General features: G+C 69.7%; 29 protein-coding genes. 12 read left to right on the top strand and 17 right to left on the bottom strand.

Going from position 1 to position 23,152, the window contains the following annotated elements:
* The first annotated feature begins 2 nt into the window (after positions 1-2).
* From J2Y42_RS06615 to J2Y42_RS06605, 3 genes are all read left to right on the top strand, one after another.
* Positions 3-485, top strand: coding sequence for a nucleoside deaminase (locus tag J2Y42_RS06615; RefSeq protein ID WP_309856064.1), 483 nt, complete (start codon positions 3-5; stop codon positions 483-485).
* Positions 486-552: 67 nt separating this feature from the next.
* Positions 553-696: a hypothetical protein gene (locus tag J2Y42_RS06610; protein ID WP_166645306.1), complete on the top strand. Its 144-nt coding sequence runs from the start codon at positions 553-555 to the stop codon at positions 694-696.
* A 15-nt stretch (positions 697-711) separates the two neighbouring features.
* Entirely contained in the window at positions 712-1,449 is a 738-nt protein-coding gene (locus J2Y42_RS06605; RefSeq protein ID WP_309856061.1) for a nucleotidyltransferase domain-containing protein, read from the top strand.
* A 30-nt stretch (positions 1,450-1,479) separates the two neighbouring features.
* On the opposite strand, the gene J2Y42_RS06600 is transcribed toward J2Y42_RS06605, so the two are convergent.
* From J2Y42_RS06600 to J2Y42_RS06580, 5 genes are all read right to left on the bottom strand, one after another.
* Positions 1,480-2,127 (bottom strand): biliverdin-producing heme oxygenase, encoded by a 648-nt coding sequence (locus J2Y42_RS06600; protein WP_309856060.1) that lies wholly within the window; start codon positions 2,125-2,127, stop codon positions 1,480-1,482.
* A 28-nt stretch (positions 2,128-2,155) separates the two neighbouring features.
* Positions 2,156-3,532, bottom strand: coding sequence for an acyltransferase (locus J2Y42_RS06595; protein WP_309856058.1), 1,377 nt, complete (start codon positions 3,530-3,532; stop codon positions 2,156-2,158).
* Positions 3,533-3,708: 176 nt separating this feature from the next.
* Positions 3,709-4,380, bottom strand: a complete 672-nt coding sequence (locus tag J2Y42_RS06590) for a response regulator transcription factor (protein WP_309856056.1) — start codon at positions 4,378-4,380, stop codon at positions 3,709-3,711.
* Positions 4,377-5,609 (bottom strand): sensor histidine kinase, encoded by a 1,233-nt coding sequence (locus tag J2Y42_RS06585; protein ID WP_309856054.1) that lies wholly within the window; start codon positions 5,607-5,609, stop codon positions 4,377-4,379. The genes J2Y42_RS06590 and J2Y42_RS06585 overlap by 4 nt, the downstream gene beginning before the upstream one ends.
* Positions 5,606-6,295 carry a VTT domain-containing protein gene (locus J2Y42_RS06580; RefSeq protein WP_309856052.1) on the bottom strand — a complete coding sequence of 230 codons (690 nt, stop codon included), beginning with the start codon at positions 6,293-6,295 and terminating at the stop codon, positions 5,606-5,608. The genes J2Y42_RS06585 and J2Y42_RS06580 overlap by 4 nt, the downstream gene beginning before the upstream one ends.
* A gap of 128 nt (positions 6,296-6,423) precedes the next feature.
* Between J2Y42_RS06580 and J2Y42_RS06575 the strand changes: the two genes are divergently transcribed.
* Positions 6,424-6,912 (top strand): YajQ family cyclic di-GMP-binding protein, encoded by a 489-nt coding sequence (locus tag J2Y42_RS06575; RefSeq protein WP_309856050.1) that lies wholly within the window; start codon positions 6,424-6,426, stop codon positions 6,910-6,912.
* Here the strand turns inward: J2Y42_RS06575 and J2Y42_RS06570 are convergent.
* The 5 genes from J2Y42_RS06570 to J2Y42_RS06550 all read right to left on the bottom strand — a co-directional run bounded on the left by J2Y42_RS06570 (position 6,899) and on the right by J2Y42_RS06550 (position 11,976).
* Positions 6,899-7,915: an alpha/beta hydrolase gene (locus tag J2Y42_RS06570; RefSeq protein WP_309856049.1), complete on the bottom strand. Its 1,017-nt coding sequence runs from the start codon at positions 7,913-7,915 to the stop codon at positions 6,899-6,901. The two genes, J2Y42_RS06575 and J2Y42_RS06570, sit on opposite strands and share 14 nt — an antisense overlap.
* Positions 7,916-7,928: 13 nt before the next feature.
* A complete protein-coding gene (locus tag J2Y42_RS06565; RefSeq protein ID WP_309856047.1) occupies positions 7,929-9,326 on the bottom strand; it encodes an FAD-dependent oxidoreductase in 1,398 nt (465 codons plus the stop codon).
* Positions 9,327-9,356: 30 nt separating this feature from the next.
* On the bottom strand, positions 9,357-10,412 hold the full coding sequence (locus J2Y42_RS06560) for a polyprenyl synthetase family protein (protein WP_309856045.1): 1,056 nt from the start codon (positions 10,410-10,412) through the stop codon (positions 9,357-9,359).
* 20 nt (positions 10,413-10,432) lie between these two features.
* On the bottom strand, positions 10,433-11,488 hold the full coding sequence (ubiE, locus tag J2Y42_RS06555; protein WP_309856043.1) for a bifunctional demethylmenaquinone methyltransferase/2-methoxy-6-polyprenyl-1,4-benzoquinol methylase UbiE: 1,056 nt from the start codon (positions 11,486-11,488) through the stop codon (positions 10,433-10,435).
* Positions 11,489-11,589: 101 nt separating this feature from the next.
* Positions 11,590-11,976: a hypothetical protein gene (locus J2Y42_RS06550; RefSeq protein ID WP_309856041.1), complete on the bottom strand. Its 387-nt coding sequence runs from the start codon at positions 11,974-11,976 to the stop codon at positions 11,590-11,592.
* A gap of 135 nt (positions 11,977-12,111) precedes the next feature.
* On the opposite strand from J2Y42_RS06550, the gene J2Y42_RS06545 reads away from it, so the two are divergent.
* On the top strand, positions 12,112-12,966 hold the full coding sequence (locus J2Y42_RS06545; RefSeq protein WP_309856038.1) for a PPK2 family polyphosphate kinase: 855 nt from the start codon (positions 12,112-12,114) through the stop codon (positions 12,964-12,966).
* Between the two features lie 32 nt (positions 12,967-12,998).
* Here the strand turns inward: J2Y42_RS06545 and J2Y42_RS06540 are convergent, their stop codons facing one another.
* Entirely contained in the window at positions 12,999-14,219 is a 1,221-nt protein-coding gene (locus tag J2Y42_RS06540) for an isochorismate synthase (RefSeq protein ID WP_309858055.1), read from the bottom strand.
* Positions 14,220-14,433: 214 nt separating this feature from the next.
* Between J2Y42_RS06540 and J2Y42_RS06535 the strand changes: the two genes are divergently transcribed.
* On the top strand, positions 14,434-15,102 hold the full coding sequence (locus J2Y42_RS06535) for a GntR family transcriptional regulator (protein WP_309856036.1): 669 nt from the start codon (positions 14,434-14,436) through the stop codon (positions 15,100-15,102).
* Positions 15,102-15,803 carry a GntR family transcriptional regulator gene (locus tag J2Y42_RS06530; RefSeq protein WP_309856034.1) on the top strand — a complete coding sequence of 234 codons (702 nt, stop codon included), beginning with the start codon at positions 15,102-15,104 and terminating at the stop codon, positions 15,801-15,803. The genes J2Y42_RS06535 and J2Y42_RS06530 overlap by 1 nt, the downstream gene beginning before the upstream one ends.
* A 51-nt stretch (positions 15,804-15,854) precedes the next feature.
* Here J2Y42_RS06530 and J2Y42_RS06525 read toward each other — a convergent pair whose 3' ends face one another.
* From J2Y42_RS06525 to J2Y42_RS06505, 5 genes are all read right to left on the bottom strand, one after another.
* A complete protein-coding gene (locus J2Y42_RS06525; RefSeq protein WP_309856032.1) occupies positions 15,855-16,154 on the bottom strand; it encodes a Dabb family protein in 300 nt (99 codons plus the stop codon).
* Positions 16,151-16,414: a glutaredoxin family protein gene (locus J2Y42_RS06520; RefSeq protein ID WP_309856030.1), complete on the bottom strand. Its 264-nt coding sequence runs from the start codon at positions 16,412-16,414 to the stop codon at positions 16,151-16,153. The genes J2Y42_RS06525 and J2Y42_RS06520 overlap by 4 nt, the downstream gene beginning before the upstream one ends.
* Before the next feature lie 70 nt (positions 16,415-16,484).
* Positions 16,485-16,583 (bottom strand): 30S ribosomal protein bS22, encoded by a 99-nt coding sequence (locus tag J2Y42_RS06515; protein WP_003792170.1) that lies wholly within the window; start codon positions 16,581-16,583, stop codon positions 16,485-16,487.
* Between the two features lie 70 nt (positions 16,584-16,653).
* Positions 16,654-16,866, bottom strand: a complete 213-nt coding sequence (locus J2Y42_RS06510; RefSeq protein ID WP_020075898.1) for a helix-turn-helix domain-containing protein — start codon at positions 16,864-16,866, stop codon at positions 16,654-16,656.
* Between the two features lie 41 nt (positions 16,867-16,907).
* Entirely contained in the window at positions 16,908-17,333 is a 426-nt protein-coding gene (locus J2Y42_RS06505; RefSeq protein WP_309856027.1) for a metalloregulator ArsR/SmtB family transcription factor, read from the bottom strand.
* Between the two features lie 78 nt (positions 17,334-17,411).
* On the opposite strand from J2Y42_RS06505, the gene J2Y42_RS06500 reads away from it, so the two are divergent.
* The 3 genes from J2Y42_RS06500 to J2Y42_RS06490 all read left to right on the top strand — a co-directional run bounded on the left by J2Y42_RS06500 (position 17,412) and on the right by J2Y42_RS06490 (position 20,549).
* The gene (locus tag J2Y42_RS06500; RefSeq protein WP_309856025.1) at positions 17,412-18,851 is read left to right on the top strand and encodes a potassium transporter TrkG; all 1,440 of its coding nucleotides are present in this window, start codon (positions 17,412-17,414) and stop codon (positions 18,849-18,851) included.
* The gene (locus J2Y42_RS06495) at positions 18,844-19,515 is read left to right on the top strand and encodes a TrkA family potassium uptake protein (protein WP_018189412.1); all 672 of its coding nucleotides are present in this window, start codon (positions 18,844-18,846) and stop codon (positions 19,513-19,515) included. The genes J2Y42_RS06500 and J2Y42_RS06495 overlap by 8 nt, the downstream gene beginning before the upstream one ends.
* A 137-nt stretch (positions 19,516-19,652) precedes the next feature.
* Positions 19,653-20,549, top strand: coding sequence for a hypothetical protein (locus J2Y42_RS06490; RefSeq protein WP_309856020.1), 897 nt, complete (start codon positions 19,653-19,655; stop codon positions 20,547-20,549).
* 70 nt (positions 20,550-20,619) lie between these two features.
* Here the strand turns inward: J2Y42_RS06490 and proC are convergent, their stop codons facing one another.
* On the bottom strand, positions 20,620-21,465 hold the full coding sequence (gene proC, locus J2Y42_RS06485) for a pyrroline-5-carboxylate reductase (protein WP_309856018.1): 846 nt from the start codon (positions 21,463-21,465) through the stop codon (positions 20,620-20,622).
* Between the two features lie 23 nt (positions 21,466-21,488).
* Here proC and J2Y42_RS06480 point away from each other — a divergent pair, with 23 nt between their 5' ends.
* The gene (locus J2Y42_RS06480; RefSeq protein WP_309856016.1) at positions 21,489-22,451 is read left to right on the top strand and encodes a cation diffusion facilitator family transporter; all 963 of its coding nucleotides are present in this window, start codon (positions 21,489-21,491) and stop codon (positions 22,449-22,451) included.
* Positions 22,448-23,149, top strand: coding sequence for a glutamine amidotransferase (locus J2Y42_RS06475; protein WP_309856014.1), 702 nt, complete (start codon positions 22,448-22,450; stop codon positions 23,147-23,149). Before J2Y42_RS06480 ends, J2Y42_RS06475 begins: the two co-directional genes overlap by 4 nt.
* The last annotated feature ends 3 nt before the right edge of the window (positions 23,150-23,152 follow it).

The following is a 23,152-nucleotide window of genomic DNA, read 5'->3' as shown; positions in this document are numbered from 1 at the left end:
ACATGACCCCGGCAGCCGCGATCGAAGACCACATGCGACGCGCGATCCAGGTGTCCGTCGACGCCCGCGCCCACGGCAACCACCCGTTCGGCGCGGTCCTGGTGGCCCCCGACGGCACGATCGCCCTCGAAGCGGAGAACACCGTGGTCACGGAGAACGACATCACCGGCCACGCGGAGACCAACCTGGTGCGTAAGGCGTGGGAGGCCATCCCCCACACTGAACTCCCCGCATACACCCTCGTCACGTCGTGCGAGCCGTGCGCCATGTGCAGCGGCGCGATCTACTGGGCCGGAATCGGCACGGTCGTCTATGGTCTCTCCGAGCAGGGTCTGCGCGCCCTCACGGGCGACCATCCCGAGAATCCGACGCTGGACCACCCGTGCCGGCTCATCTTCGCCGACGGGAGCCGCGAGGTCACCGTCATCGGCCCCATCCTCGAAGACGAAGCGGCCGATCCGCATCGCGGCTTCTGGCACGACTGAACGCCACGATCGCGACACCCCGACGGGCCTGCCGCCGATGTCGGTGGTCGGGCGCACAATCATGGGCATGAGAACGTTGGAGATTTGCGAACGGTGCGACGGGACCGGGGCCGACCCCGCCCAGCGCAGTGAGGAGATCACCCTCTGCGTCGAGTGCAACGGCGACGGCTGCCACGTCACCTACTACGCCGAACTCGCGCAGACGGCCTGATCCCGACCACGATCGATGGCATCGCCTCGATCGGGCGGCTCCGCCGACGCTGAGCGGGCAGCAGACGCCGCGCTCCGCTTCTGCGATGCGGAGTACCCCGAGGCCACCACGATCGTCCTGGGCGGCAGCTCCTCGACCGGGAAACGGACGCCGACCAGCGATGTCGACATCCTGCTGATCGCGCCACCATCGACCTTCGAGGGGCGAAGCGGCAGCCCGACCGCCGAGGCCCGCGTCACGCACCACGACGGCGAGCGCTTCGATGTGTTCGCCTACACGGTCGAGGGATACCGCGAGTGGGCGGAACACGACTTCGCCTCGCTGCGCCCGGTCCTGCCCGTTCTGCTGACCGAAGGCGTCCCGTTGCGCACGGGCGACGAGTTCGCGGACCTACGTCGCTGGTCGGCTGACCGCCTGACGCCGGGTCCGCGGACGACCGCGCATCAGCTGGCACTCCGACGCTACGCGGTCACGGATCTGATCGACGACCTCACGGATGCGACGGACGAGTTGGTGTCGGCGGCCATCCGCGCCGACCTCCTTCGCGGCCTCGGCGAGCTCGCCCTGCTCAGTGCCGGCGCGTGGCTCGGAAGCGGCAAGTGGCTCGCCCGCCGGCTGCGTGCAGCCGACCCAACATCGGCCGATGTGCTGGCCGCCTTCGCCCGCGAACGGGACGACCGTGAGGCGGCCAGCATCGCCGCCGTCCTGCTCGACCGACTGGGCGGCCGCGTCGACGAGGACCTCGTGCGCTGAGACCCGGGATCCGCGGAGAGCGGCTCAGCGTCAGGCCGCGGCCTTCGCCGTGGCCAGGTCGTCGAACAGTTCCGTGTTGAAGCGGAACGCCAGGGACACCTCGCCGATGACGCGGTCTCGCTCCTCCTCGGTCCACTCGACCGCATCCAGCTGTGCCCGATAGGTGTCCTTGAACAGCTTCGGCTTGGCGATGTCGCCGAAGAGGTAGAACCCGACGCCGTTGGTCTCGAACCCGTACTGGCGCTGCAGCAGGGTGCGGATGATCTGGCCGCCGGACAGGTCGCCGAGGTATCGCGTGTAATGGTGCGCGATGAAGCCGCCCGGCCAGGTGCGGCCGACCTCGCGGATGCGAGCCGTGTACCGCGCCGTGGAAGGCAGCGGGGCGATCCGCTCGCGCCAATCGTCGCCGAGCAGGTAGGCGAGGTCGGCTTCGATCGCCGGCAGGCGGGTCAGCTTAGGGCTGATGAACAGCGCGGCGATCGGGTCTTCGCGCATCCACACGGCCGCCTCTTCGAGGGCCTCGTAGATGAAGTAGTGCTGCGATAGAAGCTGGATGTAGTCCTCGCGGCAACCCCGCCCGCTCATCAGGTCTTGCATGAAGCCGGCGCCCTCGCTCTCCTGGTGGACACCCCGCGTGCGTTCGCGGAGGGCTTCGGAGAAGGGGATCAGTTCAGCCATCGGGTCTCCTGACTTAGGGGAGGCTTGCCTAAGCCTCTCCTACCCGTGCGACTCCCGTCAAGGCAGCCGGCCGTTGCCCCGCTGACCCGCCCGGCGAGCGCAGGAGACCCAGGCTCGCGAGGATCAGCGCGGCACCCATCACCCATCCTGCCAACGCCGACCCGGAGACGAGGATGAGCAGGACGCCGCCCGCGCCCGCCGCCGCGGCGCACACCGCACGGACCGGCCCTGCAGCGCGCCATCCCGTCCCGGTCCCTGCATCGGACCGCCGCGCCTCGAACCGCCCGGCGACCGCCGCGACCACGGCGACCGCCACCCCGGCGGCGGCCAGCCACAGCGGCCGGGTCAGCCACCACTCGGCCGACAGCGGCTGAGGCAGCGACTCGCCGCCCACCACGAGCAGCGCCCCCGCCAGCAGCACCAGAACGAGCATGTGCCACGAGTACACGGTCATGGCGCGCCGGTTCATGGCGGCCACGTACCGGCCGAGGAGGCGGCCCTCCGCGAGGCGCGCGAGTCGGGCACGCAGGAGGGAGAACACGCCGAGCTGACCGACGCCGAGGAGCACGAGGGCCCCGGTCGGCGGGTTGAGATTGAGGTAGAGGTCGGGAGAGTAGACGCCGACGGCGCAGAGCACGGCCAGAGTCCCGAAGCCGGCGACCCCCAGCCAGCTCGCTCGACGTGCTGACCAGCCGTCCCGGGGCGCCGTCGCGAGAACGAATCCCAGCTGCTGGACGAGCAGCCACACGAAGAGCAGATTGATGAGGCCAACGGCGGCCACGCCCGTGGATGCGCGCACCACGTCCACGGCGACGACCGCAGCACCGAGACCTGCGAGCGCGATCACGGGACGACGCCGATGCAGGGCGGCCAGCAGGGGAAGCGCCGCCGTGCACACGACGTACACGCCGAGGAACCACAGCGGCTGGCTGAGCCGGAAGCCCGCAGTCGCCACGATGTCCTCCGGCACGCCGGTCAGCTGCAGCAGGCCCAGCACCACCACGATCGCGAGTACGGCCGCGATCGCGGGCACGAACAGGCGCCGCAGACGGCCGGCGAGCTGGACGCCGTAGCCGGCTCCGCGCCGGCGTGCACGCTCCCACTGAAGGAACCCGGAGAACCCGCCCAGCACGAAGAACAGGGGCATCACCTGGCCGAACCAGGTCAGGATGCCGAACCCGCTCCAATGCTCCATCGCGTTCTGGAACACGGGCCCGTCCGCTGTGACGGAGACGCCCACCATCAGAGCGTGGAGGGCGACGACGACGGTGAGGCACCAGGCGCGGGCCACATCCACTGCGGCGTCACGGCGGGAGGTCGGAACGCGTTCGGGATGTGGAGCCGCGGCCGCTCTCGCCGGAACCGGCGGGGAGTCGGGCACGAGCGTGGCGGCTGCGAGAGACATCGGGCGTTCCTTCCGTCCGGTCCCGGTGACCGGTCGGTACGAGCGTCTCGATGCGGTGCCGGCCGCCGCGTCCCTCCCCGGAGCCAACCCCGGGCACTACTGCGGTAGGGGTCGCGTCAGCGGCCCAGCGGTGCGAACGGCACAGCGGCGCCAACGGCGCAGCGCTGTGAGCGGTGTTACGGCGCCGGTTCGACGAGCCCGGCGTCGAAGGCCAGGATCACGGCCTGCACCCGGTCGCGCAGGCCCAGCTTGGTGAAGATGCGGCTCACGTGCGTCTTCACGGTCTGCTCCGCGATGAACAACTGCGCCGCGATCTCGGCGTTCGACATCCCCCGCCCGATGAGCACGAGGATCTCGCGCTCGCGCTCGGTCAGGTCGGCGAGCAGGAGCGCACGGCTGGAGGTTGCCGGCCGCTGGGTCGCGAACCGCTCCAGCAGTCGTTTGGTGACGCGCGGGGCGAGCAGCGCCTCGCCGGCTGCAACGACACGGACGGCGTGGACGAGGTCGTCCAGCGGCGCGTCCTTGAGCAGGAACCCGCTCGCCCCGGCGGCGAGCGCGTCGTAGACGTACTCGTCGGCGTCGAACGTGGTCAGCACGAGCACGAGCGGTCGATGCGGCTCGCCGCGCGACGGGTGGACGAGCTCGCGCGTCGCGTCGATGCCGTTCATGCCGGGCATCCGGACGTCCATGAGCACGACATCCGGTCGCAGCCGGCGCGCCAGTTCGACACCCTCAGCGCCGTCCGACGCCTGGCCGAGCACGTCGATCCCGTCCTGAGCGGCGAGGATGGCGGCGAAGCCGGCGCGGACCATCGCCTGGTCGTCGACCACGAGCACGGAGATCGTCACGGCGTCCCATTCTTCCCGGCGAGCGGGAGGACCGCACGCACGACGAACCCGCCGTCGGGTTGGGCGGCGGCGGTCAGCGTGCCGCCCAGCAGCTCGGCTCTCTCCCGCATCCCGCGGATGCCGTGCCCTCCGCCGTCGGGAGCAGGCGGCGAGGCGGGGCGACCGGGGGCCGGGGCATTGCGCACCTCGATCGCGAGCGAGTCGTCCACCCGGTCCAGGCGGACCACGGTGGCGGCGTCGGTCGCGTGCCGCGCGACGTTGCTCAGCGACTCCTGCACGATGCGGTAGGCGGCGAGGGAGGTGATCGCGTCCATGCCGCTCGTGTCGACGTCGGCGCCGACGAGCTCCACCCGTCCGCGCCGCGCCGCATCGGCGACCAACGCCGGGATGTCCGTCACGCCCGGCTGCGGCGCCGTCTCCACCCCGCTGTCGTCGCTGCGGAGCACCCCGAGGAGTCGCCGCATCTCGCCCATCGCGGTCCTCGCGGTCGCGGCGAGGTCGTCGAACTCGGCGACCGCCTCGTCCGGAAGCGAGGGGATGCGGTACTTCGCGCTCGACGCCTGCACCTGAATCGCCGACATCCCGTGCGCCACGATGTCGTGCAGCTCGCGCGCGATGCGCGTCCGCTCCTCCGCGACCTCACGCCGCGCGAGCTCGCCCGCGGAGGTCTGGCGTTCGCGCACCAACTGGCGGCGAACGTCCTGCCAGCGTGAGACGAGCAGCGCCGCGAGGAGCACCGCTCCGCTGACGGACGCGAACACGATCAGGTCGGCCGTCGCGGTGCCGTCGACCCCGCTGGCCGCGCCTGCCGCCGCTCCGCCGACGACTCCGACGATCACCACTCCCGCGACCGCGACGACCCACGCCCCCAGTCCGGGACGCCAGGCGCCCCGGACGACGACGAGTGCGATCGTGGCCGAGAACGCGACGATGGATGGGGCCGACACCGGCCACGGAGCGGTCGCCGTCGCCGGTGTGGCGACGGCGAAGCCGAGCAGTGCGACAGCGGCGGCAGCGGCCGCGACGCGCGGCCAGAGCAGAGCCCCGACGATGGACGCGCCCTGGAGGAGCGCCAGAAGCAGGGCGAGGGCGACCTGCACGCCGTAGACGGCCGCAGCGAGGGAAGCGGACACCGCGACGATGGCGACAGACGCCGCCGCGGCGGCGATCCACAGCACCAGGAGCCACCGGTCCACCCGTGCCGTGGTGGGGAGACTGTTCGCGGTCATCGGCGTTCTCCCTCCAGCGCGGCGGTTCGCGCTCCGGCGTGCTCGGGCTCGGATGAGACGACGGACGACGACTCGTCGCCCTCCCGCAATCCCCGCCGGCGAGCGGCGCGGCGCAGGAGCGCATCCACCACGACCCCCGTGCCGACTCCGATCGCGATGCCGACGACCATCGCGAGGAACGCGTTGCCGTGCAGCCACTGGGCCGCGACCACCCCCACTGTAACCGAGTAGAGCGCCCACGAGACGCCCGCGATCACCGACAGCCCGACGAACCGACGCCAGGCCAGTCCGGAGGCGCCGGCCACCAGATTCACGGCCACCCGGCCGACCGGGACGTACCGCGCCGACAGGATGAGCACGCCGGCGCGGGCATGGACGCCGCGCCGTGCGCGCTCCACGGCGGCGGCCATCCGAGGCCTCCGCAGCACCCGGAACCGGTCGAGCCCCAGCGTCCTCCCGAGCGCGAAGGTGAGGTTGTCGCCGACGACCGCCCCCGCCGCGGCGCATGCAAGCACCAGGGGCAGGTTCGGGATGCCGACGGCGACCGCCGCAGCAGAGGCGCCGATCACGACCGACTCGCTCGGAACGGGCGGGAAGAAGGCGTCCACCAGCACGACCGCGAACACGACGAGATAGACCCACGGAGAGGCGGCCGCTGCCGCGATGAAGTCGTTGATGGCGTCCATGGTCCCGACGATAGGAATCGGAGTGCCCTCCGCGCGTCCCCCGGGAGTACCGGTCAGACCCCTACCGCGGAGGGATTCGCCCCCGCCTCGTAGACTGGGAGCAGCTCACTACGGGAAGGACGGACACCATGGCAGACTCCTCGTTCGACGTCGTCAGCAAGGTCGACAAGATGGAGGCGGACAACGCCGTCAATCAGGCCCGCAAAGAGGTGGACCAGCGCTACGACTTCAAGAACGTCGGCGCATCCGTCGAGTGGAGCGGCGAGAAGATCCTGCTCAAGGCCAACACCGAGGAGCGCGTGAAGGCGGTGCTCGAGGTGCTCGAGTCGAAGTTCATCAAGCGCGGCATCACCCTCAAGTCGCTCGACACCGGGGCGCCGTACGCGTCCGGCAAGGAGTTCCGCATCGAGGTCGGACTCAAGAACGGCATCGAGCAGGATGCGGCGAAGAAGATCAACAAGCTGATCCGCGATGAGGCGCCCAAGAGCGTGAAATCGCAGATCCAGGGCGACGAGCTGCGCGTCAGTTCCAAGAGCCGCGACGACCTGCAGGCCACCATGGCGCTGCTCAAGAACGCGGACCTGGACGTGGCCGTCCAGTTCGTCAACTTCCGCTGAGGTACCCGCGCATCCATTGCGAGATGGATGCGTACGCCGCTTGACGCACCGGAGGTCGCGACAGGAAGACGTCGTGGAGGGCGTCCTCCAGCCACGACACGGTGACCGTCGGCCCGAGTTGCAGCGCGCGCTGGGCGATGTCGCGGACGACGAGCACCACGTCGGAGGTCAGCATGTCCGGGGTCCAGTGCGGCAGCAGCGTCGAACGCTCGGACAGCAGGGTGAGCACGGGTGCGTCGATGTGCAGACCGGCCGCGACCCGCGCATGCCCGGCCAGAACGGCCACCAGCCAGGCGGGGTGGACCGGGAAGCCGCGGATCGGGCGCCAGGCCAGGTCGTAGTCCCACTCGCCGTCCATGGTGCGTGACACCGTCCGGCTGTAGAAGCCCAGGTCGACGTTGGGCATCGCCGCCTTCGGATCGATGCGCGCGTGCAGGTCGATGAGCGGCGTCAGCGCGGCGCGACCCGCCGACCGGGCCTGGAACTCGAGCCAGGGACTGTTCAGGATGAGCGCATCCGCTCGACCGGGGTGGCGGTCGGCCCACAGGCTGAGGGTGAGGCCGCCGGTCGAGTGGCCCAGCAGGATGAGGCGGCGCGACCGCGGGCGGTGTGCCGCGTCCGCCGTCGGCGCCTCGCCGTGGCCGATCGCGTCGAGGGCCGCCGCGATGTCCTCGTCGTAGACGGCCAGGTCGTCCACGAACCCCGGAGTCTGCCCCGGCCGGAGGCTACGGCCGTACTTGCGCAGATCGAGCGCGTGGAACCGCGCGCCCTGGTCGTTCCAGAACTCGGCGAGCTCGGTCTGGAAGAAGTAGTCCGACCAGCCGTGCACGTACAGCACGTCGGTGTCGGCCGCGGGCCGACGATGCAGGTGGAGGCGCGGCGGCGGCGAGTACCGGACCAGAGTGGCGACGACGTCGCCTTCCGCATCCGGTTGCAGTGGCAGCGTCAGCTGCTCGAACGGCTCCCCGAGGACGTCGGGGACCCACTCGCGCGCGTTCGCCATGCCGCCGGCACGCCTACTCGGCGGCCTGCCCGCTCGCCGGGCCGCTGCCGACCGGCTCCCCGTTGGAGGCCCGCACCATCTCGTCCCGGGGGACGACCTTCACTCGCACCCGGCCACGCTCGGCGCCGAGCGACTGCTCGTACGCGTCGAGGTTGTGCCAGCCGTCGAGCGTGGTGTACTCCACACCCCGCTCGTGGAGGAGGTTCTCCACAGATTGCTCGTCGGGGTCGGACGGCGACCACCAGTTTCCCTGATCGTTGATGACATGTTTGATCGTCTCCATGGCATCCGATTTGGTGTGACCGATGAGCCCGACGGGCCCCCGCTTGATCCATCCGGTCGCGTAGACCCCGTACATGCGCTCGTTATCGCCCTTGCGCAGCACCTGGCCCTCGTGGTTCGGGATGACACCGTGCTTCCGGTCGAACGGGATGCCGGGCAGCGGCGAGCCGAAGTAGCCGACGGCCCGGTAGAGCGCGTCGATCTCGAGCTCCCGGATCTCCCCCGTGCCGCGCACGCCGCCCTCGCCGTCCGGCTCGGTGCGCTCCCAGCGGAAGGCGCGCACGTGGCCGTTCTCATCGCCGACGACCTCGAGCGGCTTCGCGTAGAAGTGAAGGTGGAGTCGGCGCGACGCACTGCCGACCTCGCGCTGCCGCCACTGCTGCAGCACGCGGTCGATGACCATCACCTGCTTGTTGCTCGCGATCGCCGCCTTCGACTGCTCGTCGTAGTCGAAGTCCTCGTCGTAGAGGATCATGTCGACGTCGCGCAGCTCGCCCAGCTCGCGCAGTTCCAGCGGCGTGAACTTCACCTGCGCCGGGCCGCGACGGCCGAAGACGTGCACGTCCGTGACCGGCGAGTTCTTGAGCCCCTCGTAGACGTTGTCGGGGATCTCCGTCGGCAGGAGGTCGTCCGCGTGCTTCGCGAGCATGCGGGAGATGTCGAGCGCGACATTGCCGTTGCCGATGACGGCGACGGACGTCGCGTCGAGCGGCCACGTGCGCGGAACATCGGGGTGCCCGTCGAACCAGCTGACGAAGTCGGCCGCACCATACGAACCCCGGAGTTCGATGCCGGGGATCTCGAGGTCGGCATCGCGCACGGCGCCCGTGGCGAAGATGACGGCGTTGTAGTGGCGCTTGAGGTCGTCGAGCGTGATGTCGCGGCCGTACTGCACATTGCCGAAGATCCGGATGTCACCGCTGTCCAGCACCTCGCGCAGCGCGGTGATGATGCCCTTGATGCGCGGGTGGTCGGGGGCCACGCCGTAGCGGACGAGGCCGTACGGGGCGGGAAGCTGCTCGAACAGGTCGATCGATACGTCGAAGCCCCGCTCCGCTTTCAGCAGGATGTCGGCGGCGTAGATGCCCGCCGGTCCGGCGCCGACGATGGCCAGTCGCAGTTTGGTCATTCGTTGATTCCTTCTGGGGTTACTGGTCGCTCAGCTGGAGCGTTCGACGATCGTGTCCGCGAACCGGATCAGAGCCTTCTTCACCGGGCCGTCCGGAAGGGGCTCGAGGGCCTCGACCGCCTCGCGCGCCCAGCGGTGCGCCTCCTCCAGCGTCTGGCGGGTCACATCGTGCTCACGGAGCGCGGCGATCGCCTCCATGGCGGCGGGAGTGACCTCGCCGTCCTCGGCCGAGCCGATGACGTCGCGCTCGAGACGCTCGAGCAGGGCCGCGGCCTCGGGGTCGGTGGAGGCGCGCTCGCGGAGGCGCAGGACGGGGAGGGTCGCGACGCCGGCGCGCAGATCGTTGCCAGGGGTTTTGCCGGTCTCGGCCACCCCCTCCGACGACAGGTCGATGACGTCGTCGATGAGCTGGAAGGCCACACCGATCTTCTCGCCGAACACCACGACGGGCTGCTCGAACTCCTTCGGAGCGTTCGAGAACAGCACGCCCATCTGTGCGGCGACCGCGATCAGGGAGCCGGTCTTGTCCTCGAGCACCCCGATGTAGTGCTCGATCGGGTCCTCGCCCTCCTGGGGTCCGATGGTCTCGTGAAGCTGGCCGAGGCACAGCCGCTCGAACGTGTCGGCCTGCAGCTGGATGGCGCGCTCACCGAGCGCGGAGACCAGCTTGCTGGCGCGGGCGAACAGCAGGTCGCCGGTCAGCACGGCGACGGAGTTGCCCCAGACGAACTGCGCGCTCGGCACCCCGCGGCGCATCTGGGAGTCGTCCATGACGTCGTCGTGGTACAGCGAGGCAAGGTGGGTGATCTCGACGGCCTCGGCCGCCTGGATGACGTCGGCGTTCGTGCCGTCGCCGAGCTGGGCGGCCAGCAGCGTCAGCATGGGACGGACCCGCTTGCCGCCGGCCTCGAGGAGGTACCGGGCGGTCACGTCGGCGAGGTTGTCCGCGAAGTGCATCTCGCGGTGGAGGCTCTCCTCGACCTGCGCGAGACCGGCGTCGACGGCGTTCGCGAGCTCGCGGTCGTCACCGCGGAGGAAGATCCGCTCGGTGAAGCCGAGCTGGCTGGTCAGCGACGGGCGCCGCACAGCCGGGACACTTCGTGGCACTACTCCCCCTCGGACGGGATGGTGGACGCTGACTCTTCGGAGCCGGCGGGTCCGGCGGATGCCGGACGCGACGCGGAGCCGGCGGAGGTCGAGCGCTTCGGCTTGGGTGCCGCGGGCTTCGGCGTCGTGGGCTTGGCGGCGGCAGGCTTCGGAGCGGCAGGCTTCGCAGCGGCAGGCTTCGCAGCGGCGGGCTTCGCCGCAGCGGGCTTCGCCTTCGTCGCAGCGGCCTTCGGCTTCGGAGCGGCCTTGGGCTTCGTCGGGGCAGCCGGCTTCTCGGCCGGCGCCTCGGGCTGCGCATTCACGGCGGGCGTCGCCGCGACCGGCTCCACCGGCGCCACCGGCGCTGCCTGGCGCTCTGGCTTGAAACCGCGGTGCAGAGCGACGATGCCGGCCGTCAGGTTGCGGTACGCGACGCGTTCGAAACCGGCCTCGCGCATCCACCCGGCGAGCGCCCGCTGGTCCGGCCACGCCTGGATGGACTCCATGAGGTACTCATAGGCGGCCGGGTTCGAACTGGCGACACGCGCCAGCATCGGCATGCCGAACTTGAGGTAGGCCGAGTATCCGGCACGAACCGGAGCGAGCGGCGGCTGGGAGAACTCGCACACCACCACGCGGCCGCCGGGCTTCACGACACGGAAGAACTCGGCGAGCGCCTTCTTCGGGTCGACGATGTTGCGCAGGCCGAACGAGATCGTCACCGCGTCGAAGGTGTCGTCGTCGAACGGGAGGTCCATCGCGTCGGCCTGGACGAAACGGATGAACGGATTGCCGGACTGACGCTGCCGGCCGACATCGATCATCCCCGCCGAGAAGTCGGCGGCGACGACCGAGGCCCCGTTGCGGGCGAGGGAGGCGCTCGACGTGCCCGTCCCGGCCGCGACGTCGAGGATCGTCTCGCCGGCGCGCGGGGCGACCGCACGCGTTGTCGCGACGCGCCAGAGGGCCGCATTGCCGACCGACAGGACGTTGTTGGTCCGGTCGTAGCGCGTCGACACCTGGTCGAACATGGCGGCGACCTGCGCGGGCTGCTTGCTGAGGTCGGCCTTACTCACCCCACCAGCTTAGGCTGCGCCGTCAGCGGGTGCATGCCGACGACAGGATGCACGCCGAACGGTCAGCCAGGCGACCCGGCGCAACAGCGCGCATCCGGCCATCAGAACCGCTGTCCCAGCGCCTTCGCCCGAAGAGCGTCGAACTCGCCCCGCGAGATCACGCCCTGGTCAAGCAGGGCCTGCGCCTGCTGGATGTCGGCCGCCGGAGTCGCGGATGCCGTCGGCCTCGCTCCCCAGTCGTCGTCCTCCGGCACCTGCGCGCGACGCGCCATGCTCCGCTCCGCCATGCCCCGTCCGCGCGCGATCAGGTACACCAGCACCGAGAGCAGCGGGACGAAGATGAGGAAGATCACCCACAGGGCCTTCCACCATCCGTTGAGCGCGCTGTCGCGGAACAGGTCCACCAGCACGGTGAACAGGATCATCACGAATGCCACGAACGCGAAGATCCAGAAGACGTACAAGAACACATTCCAGAAAGAGCCCATCTCAGCCGCCTCTCATCGCGCACACCGTAATGCTGCGCGCCGACCCACGGCTAGACCACATCTGAACCAGCGGGACTACCATGGCGATCCCAGAGATCGCGGGGCGGACGGCCGCCTCACGGGTGAGGAGCGACGGTGTCCCACGACACGTTTTGGACGACGGATCCCTCCGAGCTGCTCCGGGTGAGACCCGGCTTCCGCCTCGCCGACCAGCCCACCGACGGCACTCCCGGCTTCGCGGGCGGCAAGGACGAGGGGAAGGATGCGCTCTCGGCGGGCAAGGACGTGCTCGCCGAACTGCAGGAGAAGCTGTTCGCGTGCGGCAGGGAGGGCGCCCCGCTGTCCGTCCTCCTCGTGCTCCAGGCGATGGACACGGCCGGGAAGGGCGGTATCGTCTCGCACGTCATCGGAGCGATGAACCCCGGCGGCGTCCATTACGCGGGCTTCGGCAAGCCGACCCCGGAGGAGCTCTCGCACGACTTCCTCTGGCGCGTCTGGCGCGAGGTCCCGGCCGCCGGCCAGGTCGGCGTCTTCGACCGCTCCCACTACGAGGACGTCCTGATCGGTCGTGTGCGCCAGCTCGCCCCGCCGGAGGAGCTGGAGCGCCGCTACGGCGCGATCACCGGATTCGAGCATGAGCTGGCCGATTCCGGCACCACGATCGTCAAGGTGATGCTGCACCTCGGGAAGGCCGAGCAGAAGAAGCGCCTCGCCGCCCGGCTCGAGAACCGTGCCAAGCTCTGGAAGTTCAACCCCGCAGACGTCGACGAGCGGCTCCGCTGGGACGACTACCAGGAGGCGTACCAGATCGCCCTCGAGCGCACGAGCACGGCGGAGGCGCCGTGGTTCGTCGTCCCCGCCGACCACAAGTGGTACGCCCGCGTGGCCGTCCAGCAATTGCTGATCCGCGCACTCCAGGGGCTCGACCTCGAGTGGCCGATGCCCGACTACAACGTGCAGGAGCAGAAGCGCCGCCTGGCCGACTCCTGACCGCCGGAGTCAGACGAGCGCAGGGATGCCGCTCAGCCGAACGCCTCCACGATCGGCCGGAACTTCATCGTCGTCTCGGCGAGCTCCCGCTCGGGGTCGGAGTCCGCGACGATGCCGGCACCCGCATACGCCGTGAGGTCACCGCTCGGCGTCACCTGCGCGCACCGGAGCGCGATCGCCCACTCACCGTCGCCGTCCCCGCCGACCCAGCCCACCGGGCCCGCGTAACGTCCGCGGTCGAACGGCTCCAGTTCGCGGATCAGCTCCAGCGCCTCGCGGCGGGGCGTCCCGGCGACCGCGGCCGTCGGGTGCAGCGCGGCGGCGAGGTCGAGGGAACTGGATCCGTCGCTGAGCATCCCGGCGATGTCCGTCGCGAGGTGCCACAGGTTGGGCAGCTTGAGCGTGAACGGCTCGTCGCTCGCGGCGAGGTCCGCACTGTGCGGGCGGAGCGCATCCATCACGCTCGTCACGGCGAAGCGGTGCTCGCCCTGATCCTTCGCGCTGGCCACCAGCTCGGCGGCCGCGGCGGCGTCGAGGGTGGCGTCGGAGCCGCGCGAGATCGTGCCGGCCAGCACCCGTGCCGTCACCGTTCCGTGGTGGACGCGCACCAGCGTCTCGGGGGACGAGCCGACCAGGCCGTCCACCGCGAACGTCCAGCAGTCCGGGTAGCCGAGCGCGAGTTCGACCAGCGCTCGGCGGAGGTCCGACTCGACCGGCAGGTGGCCGCGGAGGTCGCGCGCCAGCACAACCTTCGAGAGATCCTCCTCGCGGATGCGCTCGACCGCGGCCGCCACAGCCGAACGGTAGCCATCGCCGCCCAGCTCACCAGGGAGGAGGGCGAGCCGGTACTCGTCGCCGAACGCGGTCGGCCGCGGCAGCGATGCCGAAGCTTGTGCGTCGGCGCGACGGATGCGGGTGATCCAGCTGCGGCTTCCGCGACGGCCGATGACCACCTCCGGCACGATCAGCGTGCTCGTCGCCGTGCTCTCGTCGTCGAACGCGAAAGTGCCGAATGCGACGAGACCCGTTCCGGGCGTGCGGACGGTGTCGTCGACCTCCGCGGCGGCCGCGGTGGCCCGCCAGGCGGCGGACGCCTCCTGGATGCGGTCCGGGCCGGTGAAGTCGAGCCGGAGCACCTCCCCGATCGCCGCCATCCCTTCGCCCTTGCGAAGCCACAGCAGGGGTGCGCGGGAGTCGAGGAACGGGATGAGCTGGCGGACGTCGTCGAGCGGTGCGGTCTCGGCCACGAGCACCGTAACGCCCGTATCCCGCCGAGCGGTCGGGGCTGATCTCACGGAGCCAGCCTACGCCCGCGATGCTGTGCGCCCGTTGGGGAGCGGATGGGGACTGCATGGACGCCGGCCGACGAAGGAGCCGCTCCACCAGATAAATAGAGCACGCAATGCGCGCTTTCGACACTCAGTACATCAGCCCGATGACCGATCCACCTGGATGTAACATCCAACTATGCCCGTGCCCGTGACCGGAGCCGCCAGCCCCCGGCGGCTGATCCGAGACGAAGTCTTCCTGCGCCTGCTCGACGCCATCGTCGACGGCGACCTGCTCCCCGGCGAGCAGCTCTACGACGCCGAGATCGAACGCTGGGTCGGGGTGTCCCGCACCCCGGTCCGTGAGGCGCTCAACCAGCTGGCGGCCATGGGCCTCGTCGAGATCCTGCCCCAGCGACGCACCCGCGTCACGCCGATCGAGTCGCGCCGGCTCCGCGAACTGCTCACCACCGTCGGTGTGCTCGTCGCCGGTGTCGTGCGCGACGCGACGCCGCTCCTCACCGAGGGCGACCGCGAGACGCTCCGCTCCTTCGATTCCGGCGACGCATCCGAGGCCGTCCGGACCGGGCTCTCCGCCGACGGCTTCCTCGGTGTCTTCGTCCGCCGTCTCGACAACGCGACCGTCGCGCGCCTCCTCAAGCGACACCTTCCGGAGGTGCAGCGAGCGCTCAACGCCGCTCCCTCCTCCGCGCCGCTCGACAAGGCCCTCCCCGCGATCAAGACCCTGATCGACGCCGCTGTCTCCGGCAAGGCCGACAAGGCCGCCCGTGCCGCCGGCGACCTGTTCGACAAGTCGATCGTCTCGATCGCCGACGAGTTCGGCACGTCATCGAAGGAGGCCCGCTGATGCCGCTGCCCGTGAGCGACACCGCACCGGTCGAGCGCCGGCTGCTGCGCGATGTGGTCTACAACCGCCTGTACGAGGGCATCCTCGACGGCACCCTCGAGCCGGGTGAGACCCTCCTCGACGAGAAGCTCACCGCCTGGCTCGGCGTCTCGCGGACCCCGATCCGCGAAGCCCTGATGAAGCTCGCCGACATCGGCCTCGTTGAGATGGCGCCCAACCGGTACACCCGCGTCGCGCCGATCGACCTCAAGGCGATCGACGAGGCCATCTACACGACCGGTCTGCTCCACGAGCACGCGGCTCGCGCGAACGTGCCCGAGCTCGAGAACGCGGTCGTCACGCGCCTCGACAAAGCGCAGAAGGAGGTCAAGAAGTCCGCCAAGGCCCGCGACCTCCCCGCTCTCGGGCGTGCATTCAACGACTTCTTCCTCGAGCTGACCCGAGCGGGCGGGAACGACGTCCTGGCCTCCGTCAGCGAGGGCCTCAGCCCGCAGCTGCTCCGCTACATCTCGGTCTGGGAGAAGCCGTTCGGGATCGACGACCTCCCGGGTGCGCTGGCCGACATCCTCACCGCCGCGAAGGACCGTGACGGCGCCAAGGCGGGAGACCTCGTCAAGGAGCTCTACGCCGGAACCCTCGCGCAGTTCCTCGAGGACTACCGCCGCCGCGACGCGGACATCACCAAGACGCCGGTCTTCTGACCCCTGCGGGCGTCGCGCTGTGGCGTCGCGCTGCAGCGTCGCCCTGCGGGGTCAGACCTCGAAGTCGACCGCGGCCCGAGAGCCCACGACGGAGCGGATGTATCCCGCCACCTCGAGATGCGCGGGGTGGTCGAGGTACGCCTGGATGCCATCCAGGTCGTCGAAATCGCTGATCAGCACGACGTCGAAGTTGTCCCCCGGCACGGCGTTGACACCGACCTGTAGCGAACGCAGCTGCGGGATGACAGCGGGAAGCGACTCCAGGCCGCGCTTGATCTCGGCGGCCTGCTCGGCGCGCTCCGACTCGTCAGTGGTCGCGAGCTTCCACGAGACGACGTGGCGGATGGTCATTCGGCCTCCAGGAGTGCGGTGCGCAGGCGTGCCGGGTCGACCCGCCAATAGGTGTGGACGCGTCCATCGAGGAGCACGACGGGGATCTCCTCCACGTACTTCTCGTGCAGTTCGGCGTCCTGAAGGATGTCGCGCTCCTCCACGGTCACCGTGGGCGAGCCGTCCGGCAGCTGGCCGATGACCGAGTGGATGACCTCCCGCGCGTCATCGCACAGATGACAGCCGGGCTTGCCGATGAGAGTCACGGAGACGCTGGACACGGATCCACTCTAGACGCAGCAAAAAGCGCCGGACCGGATGGACCGACGCTTGGAGCCGCAGACTCGAGGTCTACTTCTTGTTGCGACGCTGGTGGCGCGTCTTGCGAAGAAGCTTGCGGTGCTTCTTCTTCGCCATACGCTTGCGACGCTTCTTGATAACGGAACCCACGTGGACCTCACAAAGAATCGGGGGCATGCCGCGGGGCGCGCGGCGACACGAGCAGCCAGTCTACCTGACGTCACGCAGAGTCCGCGACGCCGCCCTCACGGAACGTCGCGGCCTGCAGGAGCTGGTCGACCGCGGACTCCGGAACCCGGAACGATCGGCCGAACCGGATGGCGGGCAGTTCGCCCGAATGGACGAGCCGGTACACGGTCATACGGGAGACGCGCATCATGTCGGCCACCTCGGCGACCGTCAGGAAGCGCACGTCCCTCAGATCGTGTGCCATGAGTCCGTCCTCCTCTTTCCGGTCATCGTACTCGCGGAGGGTCAGTCCTTGCGCCACTTCTTCGGCGTCACGCGCTCGGTCGCCGACGACACCCGGTGACGCGTGTCGGCGAGCACCTTTCCGACCGTGCTCGCGAACTCGCGCGTCTCCTCCGCCAGCCGGACGCTCAACTCCATGTCCTCGTCGGATGCCGTGAACGGAATGATCCAGTCCTCGACCGCGACCAGGGGGCGGGCGTCCAGGCTGTAATAGCGGTGCTGACCCTCCTCGCGCACGGACACGAGGCCTGCCTCGCGCAGCACTTTCAGGTGCTTGGACACCGTCGGCTGGCTCAGCTCGAGCGTCGCGACGATCTCGGAAACGGATATCTCGCCCACGGAATGCGCCGCGTCCGTATTGCGATCGAGCAGCACGCGCAGAATGTCGCGCCGCGTCGGATCGGCGATCACGTCGAAGATGTCGGCCATGTCCCCAGGCTAGCCATTCCCCCGACGCAGTACCATGTCCGAAGCCCGCCCGACAGCCGAAGACGGGAAGGACGAGACATGAGCGCCACCACCCGGGCGGTCCCCGGACGGCCCGCGTCGGCCGTCGGGCGCATCCGCGCCGCCCTCAACGGCTTCGCGGCACGCAGCCCCTCCCGGTTTGCGATCCTCGTGTTCGCCCTCCTGATCCTGGTCTTCACGCTGCTGTTCTCGCTGCCGATCTCGTCGTCGAACGGGCGGTGGACGCCGCTGGCAGACTCCCTGTTCACCGCGGTCTCCGTCATCTGCGTCACGGGGCTCGCGACCGTCGACATGGCCACTCACTGGTCGGTGTTCGGACACCTGCTCGTCTACATCGGCGTTCAGGTCGGCGCCGTCGGGGTGCTGACCATGGCGTCCATCCTCGGGCTGGTCATCTCGCGGAAGCTCGGGCTGCGCGCCAAGCTGATGGCGGCGAGCGACAGCAACCCGCTCCGCGTGCACGGCGGCCCGGTCGCCGAAGGACAGGCGGTCCGGCTGGGCGAGGTCGGCAAGCTGCTCACCACCGTCGCGATCAGCATGGTGGTCATCGAGGGCGCCGTCGCCCTGCTGCTCTTCCCGCGGATGCTCATCGCGGGCATCGACGTCGGCACCGCCGCGTGGGAGTCGCTCTACTACTCGGCCATGGCGTTCACCAATACCGGCTTCACCCCCAACCGGGAGGGCATCGCTGCGTTCGCGACGGACTACTGGTTCCTGAGCGCGCTCATGATCGGCGTCTTCCTCGGCGCGATCGGGTTCCCGGTCATCCTGGCCATCGCATCCAATCTGCGTCAGAAGCGTCGCCGCTGGTCCATCCACGTGAAGCTGACGCTGCTCACCTCGGTCATCCTGCTCGTCGCCGGGGCCGTGCTCTACATCGTGCTCGAATACGACAACCCGAAGACGTTCGGCCGACTGGATGCCGGGCACACGGTGTTCCAGTCGTTCTTCCTGTCGACCATGGCGCGATCGGGCGGCTTCTCGACCATCCCCATCGACGACCTGCACGGGTCGAGCCTGCTCGTCACCGACATGCTCATGTTCATCGGCGGCGGGTCCGCATCCACCGCCGGCGGCATCAAGGTCACGACGCTGGCTGTCCTCTTCCTGGCCGCCTTCGCCGAGGCGCGCGGGGTGGAGTCGATGGATGCGTTCCGCCGCCGGATCCCCATCGACGTGCTGCGGCTGTCGGTCGCCGTTGCGCTGTGGGGCGCGACGATCGTGGCGGTGTCGAGCATCCTCATCCTGCAGATCACCAAGGCGCCGCTCGACCATGTGCTGTTCGACGTGATCTCGGCGTTCGCCACCTGCGGTCTGTCCACCGGTCTGACCGAGCGTCTTCCGGACGCCGGGGTGTACGTCATGGCCGCGACGATGTTCTGCGGGCGCGTTGGTACAGTGACTCTCGCCGCGGCGCTGGCCCAGAGCCAACGCCGCCAGCTGTACCACAACCCGGAGGAGAGGCCGCTCGTTGGTTGACCGGATCAGACACAACGCGCCCGTCCTCGTCATCGGACTCGGGCGGTTCGGCGCCGCCACCGCCGGACAGCTCGACCGCCTCGGCCGCGAGGTGCTCGCGATCGACACGGATGCGAACCTCGTGCAGAAGTGGGCCGACCGCGTCACCCACACCGTGCAGGCCGACGCGCGCTCCATCGAGACGCTGCGGCAGATCGGCGCGGAGGACTTCTCCATCGGGGTCGTCGCCGTCGGGTCGTCGATCGAGGCGAGCGTGCTGATCACGGCCAACCTGGTCGACCTGAAGGTTCCGCAGATCTGGGCTAAGGCGATCTCGAAGTCGCACGGCAAGATCCTGGAGCGCATCGGCGCCAACCACGTGATCTACCCGGAGGCGGAGGCGGGCGAGCGGGCGGCGCACCTGGTGTCCGGCCGCATGCTCGACTTCATCGAGTTCGACGACGACTTCGCGCTGGTCAAGATGTACCCGCCGAAGCCGATCCGCGGCCTGCGCCTGGGCGCATCCGGTGTCCGCTCCAAGTACAACATCACGGTCGTCGGCGTGAAGAGCCCCGGCAAGCCGTTCACCTACGCGACGCCGGACACGGTCGTTTCCGACCACGACCTCGTCATCGTCTCGGGCGCCTCCGCCGACATCGAGCGCTTCGCCGCCCTCGACGCCTGACCCCTCCCCCCAGACACAAGCCATCAGCTCCTGAGTTTTTCTGCGTTTCGCGCGCCAATCGAGCGAAAAACTCAGGAGCTGTTGGCTGGGGTGTGCATAAGTGCTTCGGGCCGGCGGCGGGCGGCGATGATGTCCGGATGCAGGAGAGCTTCACCATTCGCGCGGCGCTGGAATCGGGCATGTCGCGCACGCGGCTGTATCGGGATGCGTCCACACGACCGTTCCGCGGAGTGCGAGCGCGATCGGGCGTTTTGACGGACCATCTCGCCAAGTGCCGTGCCTACGCGCTGCTCGAGAGAGACGCGCACCTGTTCAGCCACCATTCCGCCGCACTGATCCACGGCCTCCCCCTATCGCGCTCGCGTGTTCCCGACGACGTGCATGTCGCGACGTTCACACCCACGAAGCCGCCGCAGATGAAGGGAGTCGCCGCGCACGAGCTCCGTCCCGCAGGACACCGCATCACGCGCGTGGATGAGCTGCGCTGTTTCTCGGCTGAGGACGCCTGGGCGCAGCTGTCATCGACCCTCTCTGTCGCCGAGCTCGTCGTGATCGGCGACTACATCGTCACGGGCGACGAGCCGTACTCAGGCGACACGGCCCACGGAACGAGAGAGGACCTCGAGCGGGCACTCCGCCATCATGGTCGGCGGCCCGGTGTCCAACGCCTCCGACAGGCGATCGAGCTCGTGCGGTTCGGAGCGCTGTCCCCGCAGGAGACCCGGCTCCGGCTGATGCTCGTGGATGCCGGGCTACCCGAACCGGAGCTGAACTACCGGGTCTTCGATCGCGAACGTCGCGTCGCCATGGTCGACCTTGCGTATCCGATCGAACGGATTGCGATCGAGTACTTAGGTGACCATCACCGCACCGATCAGGCGACCTACCAAGAAGACATCAACCGGCGCGAGCGGCTCACCGGCGCGGGATGGGACACCGTCTTCATCACGTCGGCCGACGTGCGCGAGCCCGTCCCTCGAGCGGTGATGCTTGTCCGCCGAGCCCTCGCGCGCGCCCACGCCAACAGCTCCTGAGTTTTTCGCGCGGGCCGCGGCGTTTCGCGCGAAAAACTCAGGAGCTGTTGGCTTGAGAGAGGGGCGGGGGTCAGCCGGCGGCTAGTTCGCGGGCTCGGGCGAGGGCGGCGTCGGTCGCGCGGGCGAAGAGGGCCGGGAGGTCAGCCTCGGAGAGCACGGCGATCGCCCGCTCGGTGGTGCCGTTCGGGCTGGTGACGCGGCGGCGCAGCTCCGCCGGGTCCTCTCCGGAGGAGACGAGCAGCTCGGACGCCCCGAGGAACGTCCCGTTGACCAGGGTCGCCGCCTGCTCCGGCGTGAAGCCCTTCTGCACGGCCGCCTCGGTCAGCGCCTCGATGAGGAGAAACACGTACGCGGGGCCGGATCCCGAGATCGTGCTTAGCGCATCCAGCTGCGACTCCGGGACCTCGACGACCTCGCCGACGGTCTCGAACAGGGCGCGCACGACCTGCAGATCCTCCGGGTCGGTGCGCGAACCCGCGCTGATGCCGGTCACGGCCTTACCGACGACGGCGGGGGTGTTCGGCATCGAGCGGATGACGGAAACCGAGTCCGGCAGGAGCGACTCCATCGTCTGGGTGGTGACCCCGGCCGCCACGCTGACCACGACGGTCCCCGGTGCCAGCGAGTCAGTGATCTCCGCCAGCAGCTCCCGGACCATCGCCGGCTTGACCGCAACGATCACGACCTGCGCTCCATCGACGGCGAGCCGGTTGGCGTCCGCTTTCGTCTCCGTCGCGTAGGCGGTCACGCCCGGCGTCCCGGCGAGCTCTGCCGCCCGCGCCTCCGACCGGTTCGTGACCCGAATGCCGGCGACCTGCACGCCGGGCGCGAGCAGACCGCTCAGGATCGCGCGGCCCATGGAGCCCGCGCCGAGCATCGCGATGGTCGGAAGGGTCACGTTCTGCGCGTCGTCCATGCGGCCATCCTAGGATGAAGGGCATGAGCGCATCCGGCGGTAACAGAGCGATCATCGCTGCTTTCGCGGCCAACCTGGGGATCGCCCTGACCAAGTTCATCGCGTGGGCGTTCTCGGGCTCGTCGTCGATGCTCGCGGAGGGCGTGCACTCGGTCGCCGACTCGGGCAACCAGCTGCTCCTGCTGCTCGGCGGGCGGCAGTCGCGCCGCAAGGCCGACCGCGAGCATCCGTTCGGCTACGGGCGCGAGCGCTACGTCTACGCCTTCGTCGTCTCCATCATCCTGTTCTCGGTCGGTGGCGTGTTCTCGATCTACGAGGGGATCGAGAAGCTCACCCACCCGCATCCGCTCGAGAACGCCTGGCTACCGATCCTGGTGCTGCTCATCGCCATCGGTCTGGAGTCCTTCTCGCTGCGCACCGCGGTCCACGAGTCCCGCCCGCACAAAAAGGGGATGTCGTGGCCGCAGTTCGTCCGCCGCGCCAAGGCTCCCGAACTCCCCGTCGTCCTGCTGGAGGATGTTGCGGCACTCACCGGCCTCGTCTTCGCCCTCATCGGCGTCGGACTGACGATCATCACGGGCAACAGCGTCTGGGACGGCATCGGCACCCTCTTCATCGGCGCACTGCTGGTCGCGGTAGCCGTCGTGCTGGGCATCGAGACGAAGAGCCTGCTCGTCGGCGAGGGTGCGTCGGACGCCGATCTCGCCGCGATCGAGGGCGCGGTGACCGCCGGCCCCGAGGTCGAGCGCATCATCCACATGAAGACCCTGTACCTCGGCCCGGACGAGCTGATGGTCGCCGCGAAGCTGGCGTTCTCGGGCGAGCATCGCCTGGCGGATGTCGCCGCCGCGATCGACGTCGTCGAACGCCGCATTCGGGAGGCCGTGCCCGCCGCGCGCGTCATCTACATCGAGCCGGATGTCTGGGTCGACCCCAACGACGCCGCTCCCGCCACCGACACCATCGTGATCAAAGGACTCGAGTGACCCGCACCGCCGTCATCCTGCAGCACGACCCCAGCATCCACCTCGGCAACATCGGCCCTGTGCTCACCGAGCACGGCTACGACCTGCGGATCGTGGATGTGACCACCGAGGACGTATCGGCGATCGACCCGGCGGAGGCCGACCTCGTCGTCGTCCTCGGGGGAGAGATGGGCGCCTACCAGACCGACCGGTTCCCGTTCCTCGAGCAGGAGAAGGAGCTGCTGCGCGAGCGCATCAGCGCGGAGCGGCCCGTGCTCGGCGTGTGCCTGGGCGCTCAGCTGATCGCCGGTGCGCTCGGCGAGCGGGTCTACAAGGGTGACACCACCCAGATCGGTTACCGCCGGGTCGAGCCGACGGAGGCCGGCGCGGACTCGCCGATCCGCCACTTCGACGGTGTTCCCGTCGTCGAGTGGCACGGCGACACATTCGAGCTGCCCGAGCAGGCGACGCTGCTGGCCTCCTCCAGCGACTACTCCAACGAGGCGTTCGCGATCGGCGACTTCACGCTCGCCGTGCAGTTCCATCCCGAGGTCACGGACGAGATGCACGAGGCGTGGGTCGCGGACGGATACAACGAGCTGGATGAGCTGGCCATCGACCCGGACGCCCTGCGGCGCGACCGCGAGGCGTACTCGGCGCGGATGCAGGAGGCGTCGCGCGCGGCGTTCTCCGAGTGGCTGGAGCGCCTTCCCGCCTGACGG

The organism is Leifsonia sp. 1010 (assembly GCF_031455295.1).
Classification (GTDB): domain Bacteria; phylum Actinomycetota; class Actinomycetes; order Actinomycetales; family Microbacteriaceae; genus Leifsonia.
Note: the sequence above shows the minus strand (reverse complement) of the source record. Positions and strands in the feature narration are given on the sequence as shown.

Bases quoted from the DNA above. Each gene is read 5' to 3' on its own strand.
- J2Y42_RS06585 (WP_309856054.1), bottom strand. From the start codon at position 5,609: ATGACCGCGAACAGTCTCCCCACCACGGCACGGGTGGACCGGTGGCTC.
- J2Y42_RS06570 (WP_309856049.1), bottom strand. From the start codon at position 7,915: ATGGCGAACGCGCGCGAGTGGGTCCCCGACGTCCTCGGGGAGCCGTTC.
- J2Y42_RS06490 (WP_309856020.1), top strand. From the start codon at position 19,653: ATGCAGGAGAGCTTCACCATTCGCGCGGCGCTGGAATCGGGCATGTCG.
- J2Y42_RS06510 (WP_020075898.1), bottom strand. From the start codon at position 16,866: ATGGCACACGATCTGAGGGACGTGCGCTTCCTGACGGTCGCCGAGGTG.
- J2Y42_RS06575 (WP_309856050.1), top strand. From the start codon at position 6,424: ATGGCAGACTCCTCGTTCGACGTCGTCAGCAAGGTCGACAAGATGGAG.
- J2Y42_RS06605 (WP_309856061.1), top strand. From the start codon at position 712: ATGGCATCGCCTCGATCGGGCGGCTCCGCCGACGCTGAGCGGGCAGCA.
- J2Y42_RS06615 (WP_309856064.1), top strand. From the start codon at position 3: ATGACCCCGGCAGCCGCGATCGAAGACCACATGCGACGCGCGATCCAG.
- J2Y42_RS06610 (WP_166645306.1), top strand. From the start codon at position 553: ATGAGAACGTTGGAGATTTGCGAACGGTGCGACGGGACCGGGGCCGAC.
- J2Y42_RS06525 (WP_309856032.1), bottom strand. From the start codon at position 16,154: ATGACCATCCGCCACGTCGTCTCGTGGAAGCTCGCGACCACTGACGAG.
- J2Y42_RS06600 (WP_309856060.1), bottom strand. From the start codon at position 2,127: ATGGCTGAACTGATCCCCTTCTCCGAAGCCCTCCGCGAACGCACGCGG.
- J2Y42_RS06565 (WP_309856047.1), bottom strand. From the start codon at position 9,326: ATGACCAAACTGCGACTGGCCATCGTCGGCGCCGGACCGGCGGGCATC.
- proC (WP_309856018.1), bottom strand. From the start codon at position 21,465: ATGGACGACGCGCAGAACGTGACCCTTCCGACCATCGCGATGCTCGGC.
- J2Y42_RS06580 (WP_309856052.1), bottom strand. From the start codon at position 6,295: ATGGACGCCATCAACGACTTCATCGCGGCAGCGGCCGCCTCTCCGTGG.
- J2Y42_RS06480 (WP_309856016.1), top strand. From the start codon at position 21,489: ATGAGCGCATCCGGCGGTAACAGAGCGATCATCGCTGCTTTCGCGGCC.
- J2Y42_RS06505 (WP_309856027.1), bottom strand. From the start codon at position 17,333: ATGGCCGACATCTTCGACGTGATCGCCGATCCGACGCGGCGCGACATT.
- J2Y42_RS06550 (WP_309856041.1), bottom strand. From the start codon at position 11,976: ATGGGCTCTTTCTGGAATGTGTTCTTGTACGTCTTCTGGATCTTCGCG.
- J2Y42_RS06535 (WP_309856036.1), top strand. From the start codon at position 14,434: ATGCCCGTGCCCGTGACCGGAGCCGCCAGCCCCCGGCGGCTGATCCGA.
- J2Y42_RS06530 (WP_309856034.1), top strand. From the start codon at position 15,102: ATGCCGCTGCCCGTGAGCGACACCGCACCGGTCGAGCGCCGGCTGCTG.
- J2Y42_RS06500 (WP_309856025.1), top strand. From the start codon at position 17,412: ATGAGCGCCACCACCCGGGCGGTCCCCGGACGGCCCGCGTCGGCCGTC.
- J2Y42_RS06595 (WP_309856058.1), bottom strand. From the start codon at position 3,532: ATGTCTCTCGCAGCCGCCACGCTCGTGCCCGACTCCCCGCCGGTTCCG.